This is a genomic window from Streptomyces sp. enrichment culture, from assembly GCF_964272855.1.
GTDB lineage: Bacteria > Actinomycetota > Actinomycetes > Streptomycetales > Streptomycetaceae > Streptomyces.
In genome coordinates this window covers 1,022,967-1,045,271 of sequence record NZ_OZ186847.1, presented here as the reverse complement: position 1 = coordinate 1,045,271, position 22,305 = coordinate 1,022,967, and the positions used below count along the sequence as shown (strand labels likewise).

Annotated in this window: 13 protein-coding genes and 1 pseudogene; 9 read left to right on the top strand and 5 right to left on the bottom strand. The window is 70.0% G+C overall.

The annotated features are described in order from the left end of the window. The first annotated feature begins 16 nt into the window (after positions 1 to 16). The 8 genes and pseudogenes from ACSU6L_RS04415 (at position 17) to ACSU6L_RS04380 (ending at position 16,065) form a co-directional block, all read left to right on the top strand. The gene (locus tag ACSU6L_RS04415) at positions 17 to 1,039 is read left to right on the top strand and encodes a carbohydrate ABC transporter permease (RefSeq protein ID WP_437053722.1); all 1,023 of its coding nucleotides are present in this window, start codon (positions 17 to 19) and stop codon (positions 1,037 to 1,039) included. Further along, positions 1,036 to 1,920, top strand: coding sequence for a sugar ABC transporter permease (locus tag ACSU6L_RS04410; RefSeq protein ID WP_437053720.1), 885 nt, complete (start codon positions 1,036 to 1,038; stop codon positions 1,918 to 1,920). The genes ACSU6L_RS04415 and ACSU6L_RS04410 overlap by 4 nt, the downstream gene beginning before the upstream one ends. Positions 1,921 to 1,947: 27 nt before the next feature. After that, positions 1,948 to 3,633, top strand: coding sequence for a glycoside hydrolase family 13 protein (locus ACSU6L_RS04405; protein ID WP_437053718.1), 1,686 nt, complete (start codon positions 1,948 to 1,950; stop codon positions 3,631 to 3,633). Then, positions 3,621 to 4,679, top strand: coding sequence for a LacI family DNA-binding transcriptional regulator (locus tag ACSU6L_RS04400; RefSeq protein ID WP_437053716.1), 1,059 nt, complete (start codon positions 3,621 to 3,623; stop codon positions 4,677 to 4,679). The genes ACSU6L_RS04405 and ACSU6L_RS04400 overlap by 13 nt, the downstream gene beginning before the upstream one ends. A 411-nt stretch (positions 4,680 to 5,090) precedes the next feature. After that, positions 5,091 to 6,800 carry a carbohydrate-binding module family 20 domain-containing protein gene (locus ACSU6L_RS04395; protein WP_437053714.1) on the top strand — a complete coding sequence of 570 codons (1,710 nt, stop codon included), beginning with the start codon at positions 5,091 to 5,093 and terminating at the stop codon, positions 6,798 to 6,800. A gap of 147 nt (positions 6,801 to 6,947) precedes the next feature. Further along, positions 6,948 to 10,052: pseudogene (locus ACSU6L_RS04390) on the top strand (alpha-amylase family glycosyl hydrolase); the annotation flags it as partial. Positions 10,053 to 10,165: 113 nt separating this feature from the next. Continuing rightward, positions 10,166 to 15,484: a pullulanase-type alpha-1,6-glucosidase gene (gene pulA / locus ACSU6L_RS04385; RefSeq protein WP_437053712.1), complete on the top strand. Its 5,319-nt coding sequence runs from the start codon at positions 10,166 to 10,168 to the stop codon at positions 15,482 to 15,484. A 284-nt stretch (positions 15,485 to 15,768) separates the two neighbouring features. Continuing rightward, positions 15,769 to 16,065, top strand: coding sequence for an alpha-amylase (locus ACSU6L_RS04380; RefSeq protein WP_437053710.1), 297 nt, complete (start codon positions 15,769 to 15,771; stop codon positions 16,063 to 16,065). Between the two features lie 14 nt (positions 16,066 to 16,079). Here ACSU6L_RS04380 and ACSU6L_RS04375 read toward each other — a convergent pair whose 3' ends face one another. Both ACSU6L_RS04375 and ACSU6L_RS04370 read right to left on the bottom strand, forming a co-directional pair. Beyond that, a complete protein-coding gene (locus tag ACSU6L_RS04375) occupies positions 16,080 to 16,970 on the bottom strand; it encodes an MBL fold metallo-hydrolase (protein WP_437053708.1) in 891 nt (296 codons plus the stop codon). Between the two features lie 93 nt (positions 16,971 to 17,063). Then, positions 17,064 to 17,978 carry an alpha/beta hydrolase gene (locus tag ACSU6L_RS04370; protein ID WP_437053706.1) on the bottom strand — a complete coding sequence of 305 codons (915 nt, stop codon included), beginning with the start codon at positions 17,976 to 17,978 and terminating at the stop codon, positions 17,064 to 17,066. 109 nt (positions 17,979 to 18,087) lie between these two features. Between ACSU6L_RS04370 and ACSU6L_RS04365 the strand changes: the two genes are divergently transcribed. Further along, positions 18,088 to 18,534, top strand: coding sequence for a MarR family winged helix-turn-helix transcriptional regulator (locus tag ACSU6L_RS04365; RefSeq protein ID WP_437053704.1), 447 nt, complete (start codon positions 18,088 to 18,090; stop codon positions 18,532 to 18,534). Positions 18,535 to 18,581: 47 nt separating this feature from the next. Here ACSU6L_RS04365 and ACSU6L_RS04360 read toward each other — a convergent pair whose 3' ends face one another. From ACSU6L_RS04360 to ACSU6L_RS04350, 3 genes are all read right to left on the bottom strand, one after another. Further along, a complete protein-coding gene (locus tag ACSU6L_RS04360) occupies positions 18,582 to 20,132 on the bottom strand; it encodes a long-chain-fatty-acid--CoA ligase (protein WP_437053702.1) in 1,551 nt (516 codons plus the stop codon). Positions 20,133 to 20,224: 92 nt separating this feature from the next. Continuing rightward, on the bottom strand, positions 20,225 to 21,049 hold the full coding sequence (locus ACSU6L_RS04355; protein WP_437053700.1) for an SDR family oxidoreductase: 825 nt from the start codon (positions 21,047 to 21,049) through the stop codon (positions 20,225 to 20,227). Next, positions 21,046 to 22,278, bottom strand: coding sequence for an acyl-CoA dehydrogenase family protein (locus ACSU6L_RS04350; RefSeq protein ID WP_437053698.1), 1,233 nt, complete (start codon positions 22,276 to 22,278; stop codon positions 21,046 to 21,048). The genes ACSU6L_RS04355 and ACSU6L_RS04350 overlap by 4 nt, the downstream gene beginning before the upstream one ends. Between the last annotated feature and the right edge of the window lie 27 nt (positions 22,279 to 22,305).

The window sequence follows — 22,305 nt, the reverse complement described above, 5'->3', positions numbered from 1 at the left end:
GGAGGCTGACCGACCAATGGCTGTCGAGACCAGCCAGTCGGTGACGAAGGCCGCGGGCACGCCGGGTGCCCGCGGCCGGGGCCACCGCACTGACCACAAGACCCCCAAGCCCCCCGGGCGGCTGCGCAAAGCCCTGGCCACCCACTGGTACGCCTGGAGCATGGTCGCCCCCGTGGTGATCGTGATCGGCGTGATCATCGGATACCCCCTCGCGCGCGGCGTCTGGCTGTCCTTCACCGACGCCGACGAGGCCAATGTCGAACGCACCATCGGCGTCAACCACATCCCCGCGACCTACGAACACGTCGGTCTCGCCAACTACCGTGCGATCCTCGGCGACGGCGTCTTCTGGGACCGGCTCGGCTGGACCGTGCTGTGGACGGTCAGCTGTGTGGCGCTCTCCTTCGCCCTCGGCCTGGCACTGGCCGTCATGCTCAACCGCACCTTCAAGGGCCGCACCCTGTACCGCACGGCACTGATCCTGCCCTGGGCGGTGCCCGCGTTCGTCTCCGTGTTCACCTGGCGCCTGCTGTTCAACGAACGCAGCGGCCTGTTCAACGAACTGCTCACCGGCGCCGGTTTCGACCGGATCTCCTGGCTGAACGACCCGACCTGGGCGAAGATCTCCGTCATCGCGGTGAACGTCTGGGTGGGCCTGCCGTTCATGCTGATCGCCCTCCTCGGCGGCCTGCAGTCCATCCCCGGGGAGCTCTACGAGGCGGCGGAGATGGACGGGGCGAGTCCCTGGCAGCGCTTCCGCCACATCACCCTGCCGGGGCTGCGGTCCGTCTCCAGCACGGTCATCCTGCTCAGCACCATCTGGACCTTCAACATGTTCCCGGTGATCTTCCTGCTCACCCGGGGCGGCCCGGGCGACGCCACCGAGATCCTGGTGACGTACGCCTACCGCCTGTCCTTCGTCATCAGCCCGCGCGACTACTCCACGTCCGCCGCCTGGGGCGTGCTGATCCTGCTCCTCCTGGCACTCGTCACGGCGGCCTACCGCCGCGCACTGCGCAAGCAGGGAGACACCTGGTGACCGACACGACCACGCAGACCCCCGCCGGCACCCGGCCGCCGGCCCCCGTGCGCAAGCGCGGCGACCGCGGCCCGCTGGCCTCGCTCGGACTGCACCTGACACTGCTGGCCGCCTCCGTCGTCGCGGTCTTCCCCCCGCTGTGGCTGCTGGTCACCTCCTTCAAGCCGAAGACCGACGCGTTCGACACCTCCCTCGTCAAGGACTTCACCCTCGGCAACTACAGCCACGTCGTACGCGACACCGACTTCCTGGCCTGGCTGCAGAACTCGCTGGTCGTCGTCGGCCTGACCACGCTGATCGGCGTCTTCATCTCCGCCACCACCGGCTACGCGGTGAGCCGCTTCCGCTTCCCCGGCATGCGCCCCCTGATGTGGCTGCTCCTGCTCACCCAGATGTTCCCGGTCGCGGTGCTCATCGTGCCGCTGTACAACCTGCTCGCCGGCCTCGGGCTGCTCAACCAGCCGATCGGCCTCGTCGTCACCTACCTCACCGTCGCCGTGCCGTTCTGCGCCTGGATGATGAAGGGCTACTTCGACGGCATCCCGGTCGAGATCGACGAAGCCGGCCGGGTCGACGGACTCAACCCGTTCGGAACGTTCTGGCGGCTGGTGCTGCCGCTGGCCAGGCCGGGGCTCGCCGTCACCGCCTTCTACACCTTCATCACCGGGTGGGCGGAGGTGGCCTACGCGTCCGCCTTCATGACCGGTGAGGAGAACCTCACGCTCGCCGGAGGCCTCCAGACGTTCGTCAACCAGTACACGAGCGACTGGGGTGCGCTGACGGCCGCCGCCGTGATCATCGCGGTGCCCGCCGCGATCGTCTTCGGTCTCGTCGCGCGGCACCTCGTCTCCGGCCTGACCGCAGGCGCCACCAAGTCCTGACCGTCCCCCCATCGCAGGCAGGAAACCATGACCCAGTACCTTGCCGAACCCGGCATCCACACCCGGCTCCCCGGCCCCGGCGAACGCCCGGGCTGGTGGCGGGACGCCGTGATCTACCAGGTCTACCCCCGCAGCTTCGCCGACAGCGACGGCGACGGGGTGGGCGACCTCCAGGGCATCCGCTCCCGGCTGCCGTACCTCAGGGACCTCGGCGTCGACGCCGTCTGGCTCAGTCCCTTCTACGTCTCACCCCAGGCCGACGGCGGTTACGACGTCGCCGACTACCGGGCGGTCGACCCCATGTTCGGCACGCTGCTAGACGCGGACGAACTGATCCGGGACGCGCACGCCCTGGGACTGCGCGTGATCGTCGACGTGGTCCCCAACCACTGTTCCGACCAGCACGACTGGTTCCGGCGCGCTCTGCGCGAGGGCCCCGGCTCCCCGCTGCGCGACCGCTTCCACTTCCGCCCCGGACGCGGACCCGCGGGGGAGGCTCCCCCCAACGACTGGGAGTCCATCTTCGGCGGCCCCGCCTGGACGCGCACCGAGAACCCGGACGGCACGCCGGGGGAGTGGTACCTCCACCTCTTCGCTCCCGAGCAGCCCGACTTCAACTGGGAGAACCCTGCCGTCCGGGACGAGTTCCGCTCCGTGCTGCGGTACTGGCTCGACATGGGCGTCGACGGCTTCCGGATCGACGTCGCCCACGGCCTGGTCAAGGCCGCGGGACTGCCCGACATGGGCCGTACCGGACAGTTGCAGCTGCTGGGCACCCAGTCGCTGCCCTTCTTCGACCAGGACGGCGTGCACGAGATCTACCGGTCGTGGCGCAGGATTCTCGACGAGTACCCGGGTGAGCGCATCGGTGTCGCCGAGGCGTGGACGCCCAGTGCCGAACGTACGGCGCACTACCTGCGGGCGGACGAGCTGCACCAGGCGTTCAACTTCCACTATCTGGGCGCCGGCTGGGACGCCGGGGCGCTGCGCCGGGCGATCGACGAATGCCTGGACGCCATGCGCCCGGTGGGCGCGCCCAGCACCTGGGTGCTGTCCAACCACGACGTGGTCCGGCACGCCACGCGCCTCGCCGTGGACAGCCCCGAGCAGGGGCTGCGCCGGGCCCGCGCGGCGACGCTGCTGATGCTGGCCCTGCCCGGGTCCGCCTACCTCTACCAGGGTGAGGAGCTCGGCCTGCCGGAGGTGACCGAGCTGCCGGACGAGGTGCGACAGGACCCCTCGTTCTTCCGGGACAACGGGCAGGACGGGCTGCGTGACGGCTGCCGGGTGCCGATCCCGTGGTCGGGGACCGAGGCGCCGTACGGCTTCGGGCCCGTCGCGGGCGGACCGAGCTGGCTGCCGCAGCCGGACGGCTGGGGGCGGCTGTCGGTCGAGGCCCAGTTGGGTAACCCCGGGTCGACGCTGGAGCTCTACCGCAGCGCCCTGGCCCTGCGCCGGGAGCATCCCGCGCTCGGTGCCGGAGACGGCGTCGAGTGGCTGGAGGCCCCCGAAGGCGTCCTCGCCTTCCGTCGCACCGCGCGGGGCCCGGGCGACGGACGCCGCGACGGCGACCTGATCTGCACCGTGAACCTGACCGGCGCGCCGGTGCGGTGGACCGTGCCGGGGCGGCCGCTGCTCAGCAGCTGCGAGCCGGTGCCCGCGGGCGACGCGGCCGAGCTTCCCGCGGACAGCACCGTCTGGTGGGCGGTGTGATCCTGCCCCTGACGCGGGGTGCCGAGAGCGGCACCCCGCGGCTCACCGACATCGCGGCCCAGGCCGGGGTCAGCGAGGCCACGGCGAGCCGGGTGCTCAACGGCAAGCCCGGCGTCGCCCCCGCCACCCGGCGACGGGTGGTGGCCGCGCTCGACGTGCTCGGCTACGAGCGGCCCGTACGCCTGCGCCAGCGCAGCGCCGGCCTGGTCGGGCTGGTGATCCCGGAGCTGACGAACCCGATCTTCCCGGCTTTCGCCCAGGTCATCGAGCAGGTGCTGGCCGGGCACGGATACACGCCCGTGCTGTGTACGCAGATGCCCGGCGGGTCCACCGAGGACGAGCTGGTGGAGCAGCTGGAGGACCGGGGCGTCACGGGCATCGTCTTCCTGTCAGGGCTGCACGCGGACACCACGGCCGACCCCGTCAGGTACCACAAACTGGCGTCGCGCAGGCTGCCCTTCGTCCTGGTGAACGGATACAACGAGCGGATCACGGCGTCCTTCGTGTCGTCCGACGACCGGTCCGCCGTGCGGATGGCGGTGCGGCACCTGGCCGATCTGGGCCATGTGCGGGTCGGGCTCGCCGTCGGGCCCACCCGTTTCGTGCCGTCGCGGCGCAAGGCCGAGGGCTTCGCCGCGGCCGTGCACTCCTTCTGCGGGACACCGGCCGGAGAGGCCGAACGCCGCATCGAGCGGACCCTGTTCACGGTGGAGGGAGGCCACGCGGCCGGAGCGGCGCTGCTGGACAGGGGATGCACGGGCATCGTCTGCGGCAGCGATCTGATGGCCCTGGGGGTGATCCGCGCGGCTCGCGAGCGTGGCCTGTCGGTCCCGCACGACGTCTCGGTGATCGGGTTCGACGACTCGCCGCTGATCGCCTTCACCGATCCCCCGCTCACCACGGTGCGCCAGCCGGTGCAGGCGATGGCGACCGCCGCGGTGGGCGCGCTGCTGGAGGAGGTCGGCGGGACCCCGGTGCAGCGGACCGAGTTCGTCTTCCAGCCGGAGCTGGTCGTGCGCGCTTCCACGGCCCGGCGGAACGGATGAACGCGCAGGCCCGGGGGAGGGGCTCCGCAGCCGGCCCTGGTCGGGGCGGCGAGGCGGCATGAAGGCTGCGGAGCCCCGGCCTGGAGATCCGGTCCGGCGGACCGGGCGCGTGGACCCGAACGCGACGGGTCTCCGGGCCGCCGGACCGGACGTTGATTGAACGTAACACCTCTGAAACGCTTGTGAAAGACCTTGCATCGCACCAATTGGTGCCCGGGCCAGTGACGTTGAAGTTTTCGTGGAGAGAACGGCAAGTGCTGCCGGGAGGGTTGACCGACGGTTGGCGGGCTCGTACGGTCACGACCGCAAGAACTTGCTGACCGTTTCAGCAAGCATCCCAACAGGCCTGTCGGGCAAGGCGCGTTGCTGCGTGAAGGCCTCTCATCCGCATCAGGTGGATCAGGAGGAACGATGGCCAACAAGACCGTGGCCGCTGCACTCGCCCTCGCGGCGGGAGCCGCTGTGGTCGTCACGGCGCCCGGAACCGCGCACGCGGACCCGCCCGGCGACAAGGACGTCACCGCGGTGATGTTCGAGTGGAACTTCAACTCGGTCGCCAAGGCCTGCACGGACGACCTCGGACCGGCCGGATACGGGTACGTGCAGGTGTCACCGCCGAACGAGCGGGTGCAGGGCCCGCAGTGGTGGACCGCGTACCAGCCCGTCAGTTACAAGATCTCCACGAAGCTGGGCGACCGCAACGCCTTCAAGAACATGATCGACACCTGTCACGCCGCCGGCGTCAAGGTCGTCGCGGACACGGTCATCAACCACATGGCCAACAGCGCCGGCACCGGAACCGGGGGCTCGTCCTACAGCAAGTACGACTACCCCGGCCTTTACTCGAAGTCCGACATGGACGACTGCATGAAGGACATCGACAACTACGGGGACAGCTGGAACGTCCACCACTGCGAACTGGCCGGCCTGCCCGACCTCGACACCGGCGAGGAATACGTCCGCAAGACCATCGCCGGATACATGAACGACCTGCTGTCCCTCGGCGTGGACGGCTTCCGCATCGACGCCGCCAAGCACATCCCGCCGGGCGACCTCGCCAACATCAAGGGCCGGCTCAGCGACCCGGGCGTCTACTGGAAGCAGGAGACCATCGGGGCGTACGGCGAGGCCGTGCAGCCCGGCCAGTACACCGGCACCGGGGACGTCCAGGAGTTCTCCTACGGCAGAGACCTGAAGCGCGTCTTCTCCGGCGAGAAGCTCGCGCACCTGAAGAACTTCGGCGAGGCCTGGGGCTACGTCTCCAGCGGCAAGGCGGCCACCTTCGTGGCCAACCACGACACCGAGCGCCACAACGCGACGCTGACCTACAAGGACGGCGCCAAGTACACACTCGCCCACGTCTTCATGCTGGCCTGGCCCTACGGCTCGCCGGACGTCCACTCCGGCTACGAGTTCAGCAACGACGCGGGCGGACCCAACAACGGCCAGGTCGACGCCTGCTACACCGACGGGTGGAAGTGCCAGCACGCCTGGCGCGAGATCGCGAGCATGGTCAAGTTCCGCAACACCGCGGGCAGCGCCGCAGTGACCGACTGGTGGGACAACGGCAACAACGCCATCGCCTTCGGACGCGGCAGCAAGGCCTACGTCGCCATCAACCACGAGTCCGGCTCGCTGACCCGGACCTTCCAGACGTCGCTGCCCGCGGGCACCTACTGCGACGTCCAGAGCGGCAAGCCCGTCACCGTGAACGGCTCCGGACAGTTCACCGCCACCCTCGGCGCCGACACGGCCCTCGCCCTGCACACCGGCGCGACCAGCTGCACCGACCCGGGCGGCGGGGACCCCGGTGAGGAACCCGGCACCACGATCGGCGCCTCCTTCAGCGTCGACGCCACCACCGTCTGGGGCGAGAACATCTACGTCACCGGCAACAAGCCCGAGCTGGGCGACTGGAACCCGGCCGACGCGCTCAAGCTCGACCCGGCGGCCTACCCCGTCTGGAAGCTCGATGTCGCGCTCCCGGCCGGCACCTCCTTCGAGTACAAGTACCTCCGCAAGGACGCCTCCGGCAAGGTCACCTGGGAGAGCGGCGCCAACCGCACCGCCACCGTCCCGTCCAGCGGCAGGACGCTGCTGAGCGACACCTGGCGCGGCTGAACCAGGAAGGCGCTGCGTCTCGCCGACCGAAGGACCGCCCGGTTCGCCCCGCGATGGCGAACCGGGCGGCCCGCCTTGTGCGCCCGGTCGCGCCGCGCACACGAGGCGGCTCAACCCGTTCGACCGGTGAGGAGAGAGAAAGGCACAATGACCGGTTTACCGTCCCGGCGAAGAACCGCCCGCATACCGACCGTCGCACTGTTCCTGTCGGTGCTGTCGGCCCTGCCACCCACCACCCCGCCCGCGGACGCCGCGTCCCCGAGGCCGCCGTCGGACCGCGCGCTCGCCCGCACCCCGGCGCGGCCCGCCCCCTCGCGTGAGCAGTTCTACCTGGCACTGCCGGACCGCTTCGCCAACGGCTCCACCGCCAACGACGAAGGCGGTCTCACCGGCGACCGCTCCCGGACCGGACACGACCCGACCGACAAGCACTTCTACCAGGGCGGCGACCTCAGGGGCCTGATCGACAAGCTCGACTACATCAAGGGCCTGGGCACCACCGCGATCTGGATGGCGCCGGTCTTCAAGAACAAGCCGGTGCAGACCATGAGCGGCACGGAGATGGCCAGCTACCACGGCTACTCGATCACGGACTTCACCCGGGTCGACCCGCACTTCGGCACCAACGCCGAGCTCGCGGAGCTCGTCGACAAGGCCCACGCCAAGGGCATGAAGGTCTTCTTCGACGTCATCACCAACCACACCGCCGACACCGTCGACTACGCGGAGCAGAAGTACGGCTACCGCTCCAAGGGCGCCCACCCCTACCTCGACACCGAGGGCCGTCCCTTCGACGACAGCACCGGCATGGGCGAGGTCGACGAGGACAGCTTCCCCTACACGCCGCGGAACCGCACCGGCGAGCACGACACCAAGGTCCCGGCCTGGCTGAACGACTCGACCATGTACCACAACCGGGGCGACTCCACCTTCGCCGGCGAGAGCGCCCTGTACGGAGACTTCATCGGCAACGACGACCTGTGGACCGAGCGGCCCGAGGTCGTCGAGGGCATGCGGCGCATCTACGAGACGTGGGTGCGGGACTTCGGCATCGACGGCTTCCGCGTCGACACGGCGAAGAACGTCAACATGGCCTTCTGGACACAGTGGGCCACGGCGCTGGACGCCTACGCCGCCCGGCAGGGGAAGCCGGACTTCTTCATCTTCGCGGAGGCCTTCTCCGCCGACCCCGTCGTCATGGCCCCCTACCTGACCGAAGGCCGGCTCGACGCCACGCTCGACTTCCCGCTGCAGGCGGCGATCCGCAACTACGCGTCCCGCGGCGGCCCCACCCGTGACCTCGCGCACGTCCTCGCCCAGGACTATCGCTACACCACCGACAAGGCCAACGCCTACGGCGAGGTGACCTTCCTGGGCAGTCACGACATGGGCCGCATCGGGGGCTTCGTCAGCCAGGACAACCCCGGTGCGGACGACGCCGAGCTGCTGCGCCGTGACCGGTTCGCGCACGAGCTGCTGTTCCTGTCCCGGGGGAACCCGGTGATCTACGCGGGCGACGAGCAGGGCTTCACCGGACCGGCGGGGGATGTGTACGCCCGGCAGACGCTGTTCGCCTCGAAGGTCGAGGACTACCTGGACGACGACCAGATCGGCACGGAGCGTACCCATGCCTCGGACGCGTACGACGTGACGCATCCGCTGTACACGTCTATCGCTGATCTATCGCAGTTGACGAAGCGCCATCCGGCTTTGCGCGACGGCGTTCAGCAGGAGCGGTACGCGGACGACGGGGCGGGTGTGTACGCGTTCTCGCGCACGGACCCGAAGCAGCGGGTCGAGTACGTCGTCGCGGTGAACAACGCCGAGCGGGCCCGGACGGTGGAGCTGCCGACGTATACGGCCGGGATGGACTTCCGCGGCGTGTACGGGTCGTCGGTGCGGCTGACCAGCGGCGCTGACAAGAAGATCTCGGTGGAGGTGCCGCCGTTGTCGGCGGTGGTGCTGAAGGCGGGAGAGCCGCTGGCGTCCCCGGCCGCGCGGCCGTCGGTGTCGGTGAGGGCGCCGGCGGCCGGTGCCACCGGTGACGTGGAGGTTTCGGCGGATGTGGACGGCGGACAGCTGAACCGGGTCGTGTTCGCCGCGCAGGTCGGTGACGGGCCGTGGCGGACGCTGGGTTCGGCCGATCATGCCCCGTACAAGGTGACCCAGCACCTGACCGAGACGGTGCGGGCGGGGACCCCGTTGCGGTACAAGGCCGTGGTCGTCGACAGTGCCGGACGCACCGCGAGCGCCACCGCCGCGACCACCGCCGGACAACCGCCCGTGGCCGAGAGACCGACGGCGAAGCGACATCACGCGGTCGTCCACTACCGGCGTGCCGACGGCGACTACGACGGTCTGCTGCTGCGGACCGCCGACGGTACGACCGCCCCGTTCATCGGCCGCGACGCCTACGGCGCCTTCGCGTGGATCACACCCGGCGCCGGCACCGGCACCATCCGCTTCACCGTCGAGAAGGACGGTGTCGCCGACGGCCCCGAGCGCGCCTTCGACTTCGCCGCGACCGGCGAGGTGTGGACCGAGGAGAACAGCGCGACCGTCAGGATGGCCAGACCCAAGGCCGCGTATCCGCCGCAGGACGGGAGCAAGGCCGTCCTGCACTACCACCGGCCCGACGGCGACTACGAGGGATGGGGCCTGCACACCTGGACCGGATCCGCGGATCCGCCCGAATGGAACGACCCCATCCTGCCGGTGCGCGAGGACTCCTTCGGGCTGGTCTTCGAAGTGCCGCTGAACGACGGCGCGGCCTCGCTGAGCTACATCCTGCACAAGAAGGAGGAGAAGGACGTCCCGGTCGACGAAGCACTCGACTTCTCCCTGTACGGGGACGAGGTCTGGCGCGTGGCGGGCGACCCCGCCTATCTGACGCCCTCTCCCGGCGGCGCCTTCGGCCTCGACCTGGGCACGTCGGAGGCCGCCTGGATCGGCGACGACACCGTCGTATGGGCGGGTGAGGGCACGGGTGTCGCCAGTCAGCAACTGGTGTACGCCACCGAGGGCGACCTCACGCTCGAGAACGGCGCACTGTCCGACGAGGGGCAGTGGCTGCGGCTCGTACCGACCGAGCTGACCGAGGCACAGAAGTCCCGCCACCCGCAGCACGCGCAAGCCTCCGCGTTCCGTGTGGACCCGAGGGACCGCGACCGCGTCGGCCAGGCCCTCGGGGCCCGGCTGATCGCCACCCAACGCGCGGACAGCGGCGCCCTGCTGGGCGCCACCGGCGTGCGTATCGAAGACGGACAACCGGAAGGATCCGACAAGTGACCGGTGCGTTCTCAGACCGAAGAGCCGCAAGAGCTCGAAGAAGCCGAAGAGGCCGAGGAGATGGAAGAAGCGTCCCAGTGCCCGGCTTCACCACCGTCGCCGCCTCGGCCGTGGTTGCCGCACTGCTCACCACGGTGCTCGGCACACCCCAGCCGGCGGCCGCGGCGTCCCGGCCGCCCGGGCCGCCGTCCGACGCGCGGCTGGCCGCCGAGCCGGCCCGCCATGACCTGACCCGGGAGCAGTCCTACTTCCTGCTGCCCGACCGGTTCGCCAACGGCTCCACGGCCAACGACCGCGGAGGCCTCACCGGCGGCCGGGGCACGACGGGCTTCGACCCGACGGACAAGGGCTTCTACCAGGGCGGCGATCTCAGAGGCCTGATCAAGAAGCTCGACTACATCAAAGGCCTCGGCACCACCGCGATCTGGATGGCGCCGATCTTCAAGAACAAGCCGGTGCAGGGCGGCGGTGAGTCCGCCGGGTACCACGGATACTGGATCACCGACTTCACCCAGGTCGACCCGCACTTCGGCACCAACGCCGAGCTCGCGGAGCTCGTCGACAAGGCCCATGCCAAGGGCATGAAGGTCTTCTTCGACGTCATCACCAACCACACCGCCGACACCGTCACGAACGCCGAGAAGAAGTACGGCTACCGCCCCAAGGGCGCCTACCCCTACCTCGACACCGAGGGCCGTCCCTTCGACGACAGCACCGGCATGGGCGAGGTCGACGAGGACAGCTTCCCGTACACGCCCGTCGTGAACGAGGACGAGGCCGACACCAAGGTCCCGGCGTGGCTGAACGACCCGACCATGTATCACAACCGGGGCGACTCCACCTTCGCCGGCGAGAGCGGCCTGTACGGAGACCACACCGGTCTCGACGACCTGTGGACCGAGCGGCCCGAGGTCGTCGAGGGCCTGGAGAAGATCTACCAGAGGTGGGTCAAGGACTTCGACGTGGACGGCTTCCGCGTCGACACGGTCCGCAACGTCGACATGCCGTTCTGGACCCAGTGGGCCACCGCGATCGACGCCTACGCGGCCAAGAAGGGGCGCGAGGACTTCTTCGTCTTCGGCGAGACCCTCTCCTCCGACCCGGCCGTCACGGCGCCCTACGTGACCCGGGGCCGTCTCGACGCCACCCTCGACTTCCCGCTGCAGAACGCCATCCGCGGCTACGCCTCCCAGGACAAGCCGGCGAGCACTCTCTCCGGCGTCCTCGCCCAGGACTACCGCTACACCACCGACAAGGCCAACGCCTACGAGCAGGTGACCTTCCTCGGCAACCACGACATGGGCCGCATCGGAAGCTTCGTCAGCCAGGACAACCCCGGCGCGGACGACGCGGAGCTGCTGCGGCGTGACCGGTTCGCGCACGAGCTGCTGTTCCTGTCCCGGGGGAACCCGGTGATCTACGCGGGCGACGAGCAGGGCTTCACCGGACCGGGCGGGGACAAGGGCGCCCGGCAGACGCTGTTCGCCTCGAAGGTCGAGGACTACCTGGACGACGACCAGATCGGCACGGAACGTACCCATGCCGCGGACGCATACGACCCGACGCATCCGCTGTACCGGTCGATCGCATCCCTGTCGCGGTTGACGAAGCGTCATCCGGCGTTGCGTGACGGCGTTCAGCAAGAGCGGTACGCGGACGACGGGGCGGGTGTGTACGCGTTCTCGCGCACGGACCCGAAGCAGCGGGTCGAGTACGTCGTCGCGGTGAACAACGCCGACAAGACACGGACCGTCGAGGTGCCGACGTACACGGCCGGAATGGACTTCCGCGGCGTGTACGGGTCGTCGGTGCGGCTGACCAGCGGCGCTGACAAGAAGATCTCGGTGGAGGTGCCGCCGTTGTCGGCGGTGGTGCTGAAGGCGGGAGAGCCGCTGGCGTCCCCGGCCGCGCGGCCGTCGGTGTCGGTGAAGGCGCCGGCGGCCGGTGCCACCGGTGACGTGGAGATCTCCGCGGACGTGGACGGCGGACAGCTGAACCGGGTCGTGTTCGCCGCGCAGGTCGGTGACGGGCCGTGGCGGACGCTGGGTTCGGCCGATCATGCCCCGTACAAGGTGACCCAGCACCTGACCGAGACGGTGCACGCCGGGACCCCGTTGCGGTACAAGGCCGTGGTCGTCGACAGTGCCGGACGCACCGCGAGCGCCACCGCCGCCACCACCGCCGGACAACCGCCGCTCAAGCCCAAGCCGAGCGCGGTGGACCGGCCCTACGCCGTGGTGCACTACAAGCGGACGGACGGCGACTACGACGGCTGGCAGCTCAAGTCGTCGGCGGGCACCGCCGACTTCACCGGCCGAGACGCCTACGGCGCTTTCGCCTGGGTCGCGTTGGACGACGGCGCCGGCGACATGACGTACACCGTGGAGAAGGGCGGCACCGCGGACGGCCCGCAGCGCACGCTGGAGCCGGCGAAGACGGGCGAGGTCTGGATCGAGCAGGGCGAGGACGGACAGGCGGTGACGGCGCCCGAGGGCGCGTACCCGCCGCAGGACCAGAAGAAGGCCGTCCTGCACTATCACCGCGCCGACGGCGACTACGACGGCTGGGGCCTGCACACCTGGACTGGCGCGGCGAACCCGACGGACTGGACCAAGCCGTTGCAGCCGGTCGGCATGGACAGCTTCGGCGTGATCTTCGAGGTACCGCTCGCCGACGGTGCGACGTCCCTCAGCTACATCGTCCACAAGGGCGACGAGAAGGACATTCCCAGCGACCGGTCCCTCCACTTCGCCGGCCACGGCAAGGACGTCTGGCTCATCGGCGGCACCGATGGCTACCTGCTGCCGACCACCGGCTCCGCTCCTGACCTGGACCTCGGCACCTCGAAGGCCCAGTGGATCGACGCGGAGACCGTGGTGTGGAAGGTGAAGGCCACCGACGCCACCAGCCAGCAGCTCGTGTACACGCCCGAAGGGGACATCACCGTCGAGGACGGCGCCCTCTCCCGCGAGGGACACTGGCTCCGGCTGACGCCGACGACCCTCAGCGACGCGCAGAAGGCCGCCCACCCGCACCTGAAGGACCACCCGGCCTTCACGGTCGACCCGCGCGACCGCGACCGTGTCCGTACCGCGCTGCGCGGCCAGGTCATCGCCACGCAGCGGGCCGCCAACGGGGCGCTGCTCGCGGCCACGGGCGTACAGATCCCCGGGGTGCTGGACGACCTCTACGGCGAGGCGCGCGACGCCCGCCTCGGGCCCGTCTTCGACCGGGGCCGGCCCACCCTGTCCGTCTGGGCCCCCACGGCCCGCGAGGTGTCCCTGGAGCTGGACGGCCGGCGGATACCGATGCGCCGGAACGGTGACACGGGTGTCTGGTCGGTGACCGGATCCAGCGCCTGGACCGGCAAGCCGTACCGGTACGCCGTCACGGTGTGGGCTCCGTCCGTCCGCAGGATCGTCACCAACAAGGTCACCGACCCCTACTCGGTGGCCCTGACGGCCGACTCCGCGCGCAGCCTCGTCGTCGATCTGGACGACGAGTCGCTGGCGCCGCCGGGGTGGTCCGAGCTGGAGAAACCCGAGGCCGTGCCCCTGAAGGAAGCGCAGATACAGGAACTGCACGTGCGTGACCATTCCGTCGCCGACTCGACGGTCCCGGCCGCCGAGCGCGGCACCTACGCCGCCTTCACCCGGAAGAACTCGGCGGGCGGCAGGCACCTGCGCGCCCTGGCGGAGGCGGGTACCTCCCATGTGCACCTGCTGCCCGTCTTCGACTTCTCCACCGTGCCGGAGAAGGCCGCCGACCGGGCGACGCCGGGATGCGACCCGGCCGCCCACCCGGCCGACTCCGCCAAGCAGCAGGAGTGCATCGGGAAGACCGCCGCGAAGGACGCCTACAACTGGGGCTACGACCCGTACCACTTCACCGTCCCCGAAGGGTCCTACGCCGGTGACCCGGACGGGACGCGGCGCACGGTCGAGTTCCGGAGGATGGTCAAGGCGCTCAACGAGGACGGCCTCGGGGTCGTGATGGACGTGGTCTACAACCACACCGTCGCGGGCGGCCAGGCGGACGCCTCGGTCCTCGACAAGGTGGTGCCCGGCTACTACCACCGGCTCCTCGCCGACGGCTCCATCGCCACCTCGACCTGCTGCGCCAACACGGCCACCGAGAACGCCATGATGGGCAAGCTGGTCGTGGACTCGGTCGTCACCTGGGCCAAGGAGTACAAGGTCGACGGCTTCCGCTTCGACCTCATGGGCCACCACCCGAAGGAGAACATCCTCGCCGTCCGCCAGGCCCTCGACGCGCTGACCGTTGCGAAGGACGGCGTCGACGGCAAGAGGATCATCCTGTACGGCGAGGGCTGGAACTTCGGCGAGATCGCCGACGACGCCCGCTTCGTCCAGGCCACGCAGAAGAACATGGCCGGCACCGGCATCGCCACCTTCTCCGACCGGGCCCGTGACGCGGTGCGCGGCGGCGGCCCCTTCGACGCCGACCCCGGCGTCCAGGGCTTCGCCTCCGGCCTGTACACCGACCCCAACCCGAACGCGGAGAACGGCACCGAGGCCGAGCAGAGGGCCCGGCTGCTGCACTACCAGGACCTGATCAAGGTCGGCCTGACCGGCAACCTCGCCGGCTACCGCTTCACCGACACCGACGGCAAGGAGGTCACCGGCGCGGAGGTCGACTACGACGGCGCCCCCGCGGGCTACGCGAAGGAGCCGGGCGACGCCCTCGCCTACGTCGACGCGCACGACAACGAGACGCTTTTCGACGCGCTCGCCTTCAAGCTGCCGGCCGGCACGTCCGCGGCCGACCGGGCCCGTATGCAGCTGCTGGCGATGGCGACGGCCACCCTCTCGCAGGGGCCGGCCCTCTCCCAGGCGGGCACCGACCTGCTGCGCTCGAAGTCCCTGGACCGCAACTCCTACGACAGCGGCGACTGGTTCAACGCGATCCACTGGAACTGCGCCGACGGCAACGGCTTCGGCCGCGGCCTGCCCCCGGCCGCCGACAACCAGGCCAAGTGGCCGTACGCCAAGGCCCTGCTGACCAAGATCCAGGTCGGCTGCCCGCAGATCGAGGGCGCCTCGGCCGCGTACCGGGACCTGCTGAGGATCCGTACGACGGAGAAGGCGTTCTCCCTCGACACGGCCGCCCAGGTGCAGTCCGCGCTGTCCTTCCCGCTGTCCGGCACCGAGGAGACGCCCGGCGTGATCACCATGAAGCTGGGTGAACTCGTCGTCGTCTTCAACGCCACCGGCGAGCGGCAGTCCCAGCGGGTGACCGAACTGGGAAGCAGCGACTACCGGTTGCACCCGGTGCAGGCCGCCGGCGCGGACCGGGTGGTGAGGACGGCCACGTACACGAAGAGCACCGGGACCTTCGAGGTGCCGGGCCGTTCCGTGGCGGTCTTCAAGCGCTGACGGAAACCACCGACAAGGGGCCCGTGCCGGTCGTCCGGCACGGGCCCCTCCACGTGCTTTCGGCCTTTCCGCGGCCGCGCCGTCCACCGTGCTTCCGTCGTCGTCGGCACTCAGCCCACGCCGCTGAGCTGGCTCTCAGGAGCAGAGGAGTGACCCATAGTCATTGAAAGCCGCACGGCAAGGCTCTGAAACTTGCCGCAAAGCTTTTCATGTCTCGCTGGATCCTGCGTACGCTGTGGGCGTCTGTTCATGAACTGAAGGGGAGAAGTGCGATGAGGCGGTTCATGCGTTCAACTATTGTTGCCTCGGTCGCGGCTCTGGCCGTGACGGCGTCGGGTTCGGCGCAGGCCGAGACCCAGGACGATGCGGGAAGCCGGCTCGCCGCCCCCGACTGCGTGACGTTCAGCGCGGACTGGCGCTACACGTTCGTCACCAACGACTGCTCCGACGCCCACACGGTGAAGGTCGTGTACCGCGACGGGACCGACGTCCCCTGCCGGGTGGCGCCTCCGAAGGCCCTGATCACCTTCCCGGGGTACGGGACCTCGGGCAACGAGGTGCTGGGCGTCGTCCTGTGCTGAGACGAAGGCAGGCATCACGTCGCCCGGAACAGCCCCGTCTCGACCTCCGCGACCCGTCCTTCGGACAGGAGGCGGTCCAGGTGCTGTACGGCGGTCCTGCGTTCCACCGGCCTCACGTGCGGGCCCTCCACGTGGGGCCGGTAGACCAGCCGGTGCTCGACGATCTCGGCGACAGTCCGCGGCTCGCCGAGGAAGGCGAGCAGTGCCGCCTCCCGTTTCCGCACCACGCCGACGAACGCGTCAAGCCGGTGCCGGAACTCCGCGGCGCCCTCGATCACGCCCTTCTGGTGCGACGTGCCGTACCAGCGTGCGTCGATCTCCCGGCAGCGGCGCATCGACGCCTCGAAGTCGTCGAGGCTGCTGCCGGCGTCGCCGTAGTACGGGCCGAACGACGTCAGGTCGATGTCCGCGACGAAGAAGAAGCCGTCCGGCTCGATCAGGAAGCCGCTGTGTCCTGCCGTGTGGCCGGGCAGGTGGACGACGGTGACGGTCCGTCCACCGAGGTCGAACACGGCGCCGTCGGCGAAGCCCGTCGCGTCGGGACGTCCCCGCACATGGAACTTCCGCCGCATCATCTCGTCGACGGCGTCGGCCGCCTCGGGTGGGAGGCCGAGCCCGGCGATCAGGACCTCGGGGGAGCGCAGGGCGGCGAGGTCGCCTTCATGGACGTGGACCGGCACGTCGTAGCTGCCGAGACCGGCGATGTGGTCCTCGTGCGCGTGGCTGACGAGGACCAGGTCCGCGGGCGGCGCGGATTCGACGAGGGACAACGACGGATCGACGACCAGCGATGCCGTCGAGCCCCGCACGAGCAGTGAATTGCCGAAGGGGTAGGCGCCCAGTCGAGCGCCGACGAGCACGCTGACCTCACCGAATTCCGCTGTCGTGTATGCCGTGCTGTTCATCTTCACGATTCCCGTCGGACGAGTACCAGTCGAACGAATACCAGTCGAAAGCTGCCCGGCAGCAGTGTGTACCGTCGGTCACCGGGACCGGCGTCAGCGCACCGGCTCGGGGCGGCCGGCGTCCAGGTGGGCGGTGAGGAAGCGGGCGGCGCGGTCGAGTGCGGCGTCCGCCTCGTCGAGGCGGCCGTAGTGGTGGTGGAAGACGTGGGGGAGGCCGGGCCCGACTTCGAGCGTGACCTCGACGTCGTCGGCGCCCGCGCGGCCGGCCAGCCGGACCGCGTCGTCGAGCAGCACCTCGTTCGCCCCGACCTGCACGAGCAGCGGGGGCAGTCCGGTGAGGTCGGCGAAGACCGGGCTGGCCAGGGGGTGCGCCCGGTCGCCCGCGCCGACGTAGAGATCGGCGTAGGCGCGTATGTCGGCCTCGGTGAAGATGGGGTCGGCGTCCTCCTTGGAACGGATGCTTCCGCCGGCCAGGGTGAGGTCGACCCAGGGGGAGAGGACGACCACCGCGGCCGGCTGCGGCAGCCCGGCCTCCCGGGCCGCGAGCAGCGTGGCGATGGTCAGGCCGCCACCGGCGGAGTCACCGGCCATGACGAGGTCCCGCGGGTCGGTACCCGCCGCCAGCAGTTCGCGATAGGCCGCGAGCCCGTCGTCGACGGCCGCGGGGAAAGGGTGCTCGGGCGCCAGCCGGTAATCCACCGACAGGGCGCGCAGCCGGGCGCGGCGGGCCAGTTCACCCACCAGCCCGGCATGGGTGTCCGGTGAGCCGATGACGTAGCCGCCGCCGTGCAGGTAGAGCAGCCGGCCGCGGCCGGAGACCTCGGCCGGCTCCAGCTCCAGCGTCGGCCGCCCGCCCAGGACGGTCCTCCGGGTGACCACGCCGTCCGGCGCGGGGCGGCTGATGGCCGCGGCGAAACCGTCGCGCTGCTCCTCGACGGTGGGCGGCGTCTCGCTGCGAGGGGCGGAACGGAGCATGGCGTCGAGGGCGTCGCGCTGCTGTCGGGACATGGTGGGCCTCCATCGGTCGGGGTGCGAGGATGGATTCCTGGGAATCCATCTGTCCGAGACCAACCGGATTCCGAGGAAGATGATTCCCAGGAATCTATTGGAGGTTGCTGTGAGCCACATCACTCAGGTCTTCACTGATCTCGTCCGCGTCGAGACCCGGCTCTACAACGCGGTGAGCGCCCGGCTGCGCGCCGAACAAGACCTGAGCCTCGGGCAGTTCGAGTTCCTGGAGATCATCGACCGCGTGCCCGGGTGCCGCGTGCTCGACATCGTCGGCGAAGTGGCGATCACCGTCGGGGCCGTGAGCAAGGCGGTCGACCGGCTGGTGGCCGCGGGCTGGTGTGTGCGGGTCGCGCACCCCCAGGACCGCCGCTCGTCCGTCCTGCGCCTCACTCCCGAGGGCGGGAAGAAGCTGGCCGCTTCCCGTCCCGTAATCGAAAGCGAACTGCTCTCGCTGACCGCGGCGGTTCCCCCGGACGACCTGACCCGCGTCGCCTCGACGCTGGCCGCCCTTCGCACGACCCTCGAGACGGGCGCCCATGGTCAGCCGGGTTGAGGTCGACCACGATGTGTGGCCGCGCGTCGTGTGCGTCGCTGCCTTGTTCAGCGGGCCAGCTCGCGCTTGAGGATCTTTCCGGTTGAGGTCATCGGCAGGCTGGGCACGAACTCGACGAGGCGCGGGTATTTGTAGGACGCCATCTCTCCCTTGGCCCAGGCGACGAGCTCGTCGGTGGTGAGGGAGGAACCGGGCTGGAGGATGACGTAGGCCTTGATCTCCTCGCCGTGGCTGTCATGGGGTACGCCGATGACGGCGGCCAGGCTGACCTGCGGGTGCGTCATCAGGACTTCCTCGATCTCACGCGGGTAGACGTTGAAGCCGCCTCTGATGATGAGGTCCTTCGATCGGTCGACGATGTAGTAGAAGCCGTCCTTGTCGCGCCGTGCGAGGTCTCCGGTGCGGAGCCATCCGTCGCGGATGACCTCGGCGGTGGCTTCCGGCCGGCCGTAATAGCCCTTCATCACGTTGTGGCCCTTGACCGCGATCTCGCCGACCTGGCCGCTCTCGGTCACCTCGGTCCAGTCGTCGTTCATGAGCTTCAGTTCGACGCCCCAGATGGGCACCCCGATGGATCCCGGGCGTGGGCCGAGACCGGGGTCGCTGAACGTCGCGACGGGAGAAGTCTCCGACAACCCGTAGCCCTCGAGCACCGTGAGCCCGAGGCGTTGTTCGATCTGGTGGGCGATCTCCATCGGGAGCGCGGCACCTCCGGAGATGCCGATCCGGAGGTTGCTCGCGATGCGCTCGACGTCGACGTCGTCGCTGAGCGCGTTCAGGAGGCCCCACCACATGGTGGGCACGCCGGCGAAGAACGTGATGGACTCGCGGCCCATCAGCTCGACGGCTTCCCGCGCGTCGAAGCGGGGAACGAGGTGGAGGGTGGCAGCCATCGAGAAGCCCGCGTGCATCTGCACCGTGGCACCGAAGGTGTGGAAAAGCGGCAGGCAGAGCAGGTGGCTGTCGGAAGCCGGGGTGCTGCGGAACAGGCGGTTGCATGCCAGCACGTTCATCACCGTGTTGGCGTGCGACAGCTCCGCGCCCTTGGCCTGTCCGGTGGTCCCGGACGTGTAGAGGACGAGCGCGGTGTCGGTGGGCTCGGTCGCTGCCGACGCGAACGTGGTGCCCTGGCCGGCCAGGGTACTGCCGAGCGTCTCGACGCCGTCGATGGGACTGGCAGCCGCCGGATCACCGGTGATGACGAAGAAGTGCTCGACGGCGTTGACCCGCTGGAAGCCGGCGAAGCCCTCGGCGCTCATGGGCAACTCGGGGGTGCCCTCGAAGCAGAAGTAGGCCTTCACCTCGGCGTCGTCCAGGTGGTAGGCGATCTCGCGGCTCTTCAAGAGGACGTTGAGCGGGACGACGGCCGCGCCGGTCTTGAGGATGCCGTAGCAGACGACCGGGAAGTACGGCAGGTTCGGGCAGCTGAGGGCCACCCTGTCGCCGGGGCCGATCCCGCGTTCCGCGAGCAGGTTCGCGACCTGGTTGGCCGCGGCGTTCACCTGACGGTACGTCATGCGGGTCGGGCCCAGTACGACGGCTTCGCGGTCGGGGTACTTACGGGCGGAGTCTTCGAGCAGGATCGACAGGTTCAGCATGGTGACTCCTCATGAGCCTCGCGGCGGGCTCGCTCGCCCGCGGATGGATCGTGTGGTCCGCGTCCGCCCCCCAGCGCGGGCGGGCCGCTTCGTCATCGCGGCGGATCGACGAAGATGTCGTACTGGAGTTCCCCTGTGCCGCCGTACGGCGAGAGGTCGGTGACTCCGGCGTCGCGGAGTACCTCGACGTCGAGGAACGTGTTGCCGGTGCACTCGCTCGCGGGCCGTTCGAGGATCGTGACGGCGGCATCGGCCACGATCTCGGGTGAGCGTGACCTCTCGATCGCGGCGTCGCCGCCGAGGATGTTCTTCACCGCGGCGGTGGCGATGTAGGTCTCGGGCCACAGGCAGTTGGCCGCCACACCGTGGTCGGCGTACTCCGCCGCCCAGCCTAGGGTCAGGATCGTCATGCCGTACTTGGCCATCGTGTACGCGGGGTGGGCGCCGAGCCAGGCGGGGGACAGGTTGAGGGGCGGGCTGAGCGAGAGGATGTGCGGGTTGGTCCCCTCGCGCAGGTGGGGGAGGGCCTTGCTGGAGAGCAGGTACGTGCCGCGCAGTTGAATGTCGGCCATCAGGTCGAACCGCTTCGTCGTCAGCGTCTCGGTGCCGTCGACGGCCAGCGCCGAAGCGTTGTTGACCACGATGTCGATGCCGCCGAACCTGTCCACGCCTCGTTCGACGGCCCGCTGCACCGATGCCTCGTCGCGTACGTCCCCGACGACGGCGAGCGCACGGCCGCCGGCGGCCTCGATCTCCGCGGCGGCGGTGTGGATCGTGCCCGACAGCCGGGGGTCCGGAGTGTCGGTCTTGGCCAGCAGGATCACGTTGGCGCCGCGGCGGGCGGCGGCGACGGCGATCGCCAGGCCGATGCCGCGGCTGCCGCCCGACATGAGCAGGGTGCGGCCCGCGAGGCTCATCCGGTGATCTCCTTGCCGAAGATGTTGCGAGCGATGACCCACTTCAGGATCTCGTTGGTGCCCTCGTAGATCTCCCCGATCTTGCTGTCGCGGTAGATCGCCTCGACCGGCCCCGGGGTGCCGTCGGCGCTGAGTTCCCGGGCGAAGCCGAGACCACCGAACGCCTGGATCGCGTCGCGCGCCATGTCGACGGCCAGCCTGCTTCCGTACTGCTTCGCCATCGCGGCTTCCGGCTCGGGGAACACCTCGCCGGCGTCACGGCGCAGCGCGGCCTTGAGGTAGAGGTTGCGGGCGTTCTCGATCTCCGTGGCGCGGTCGGCCAGGAGGAACTGCCAGTGCTGGTTGGCGGCCAGCTTCCGGCCGAATGCCTCCCGGGTCGACAGGTGCGCGACAGCGTGGTCGAACGCGGCCTGCGCCATGCCGACACCGGCGGCGGCGATGCCGATGCGGCCGAGCGTGAGCGTGGCGAGCGCGTGACGCAGTCCTTGTCCGGGCTCGCCGCCGAGCAGGCAGTCGCCGGTCAGCTCGACGTCCTCGAACCACACGTCCGCGGTGAGCTGGCCGCGGTTGCCCATCTTCTGATCGGGCTCGCCGACGCGCACTCCGGGCAGGGAGGTGTCGACGATGAACATCGACAGCCGGTCGCCGGTGCGGGCGAGGGTGACGACGAAACCCGCGACCGGTGAGTTGGAGATCCAGCGCTTGCGGCCGTTGAGGACCCACGTGTCGCCGCGCCGGACGGCGAGGGTCCGGACCGATCGAGGGCTCAGGTCGGAGGACGCGTCGGGCTCGGTGGTGGCGAAGGCGCCCACCACGGTGCCCTCGGCCACCGGTCGCAGCCACCGCTGCTGCTGGGCAGCGGTGCCGTGGGTCAGCACGTTGCCGGCGAGGATGCAATGGACGTCGAAGACCGCCGCGACGCTGCTGGAGTAGTAGGCCAGTTCCTCGATCGCGACGGCGGTCGCCGTGACCGGGTGCGCGAGGCCGTCCCCGCCGACCTGGGCGGCGAAGGGCACCCGGAACAGGCCGGCGGCGGCAAGGCCGGCGAATACGTCCCGCGGAAAGCCGTCGACGCGCTCGTCGCCGTTCGCGATCCGGCGTGCGGCGGGGGCGACGACGTCGGCGGCGATCTTCCGCACCCGTTCGCGGAGTTCGCGGGTCTCCGCGGGGGAGAGGAGGTCGTGGTAAAGCCGGTCCGCCTGACGGGCGGGGTTGTGTGGGGCAGGCATGGTCACCTTCCGTGCAAGTGCTGGAGA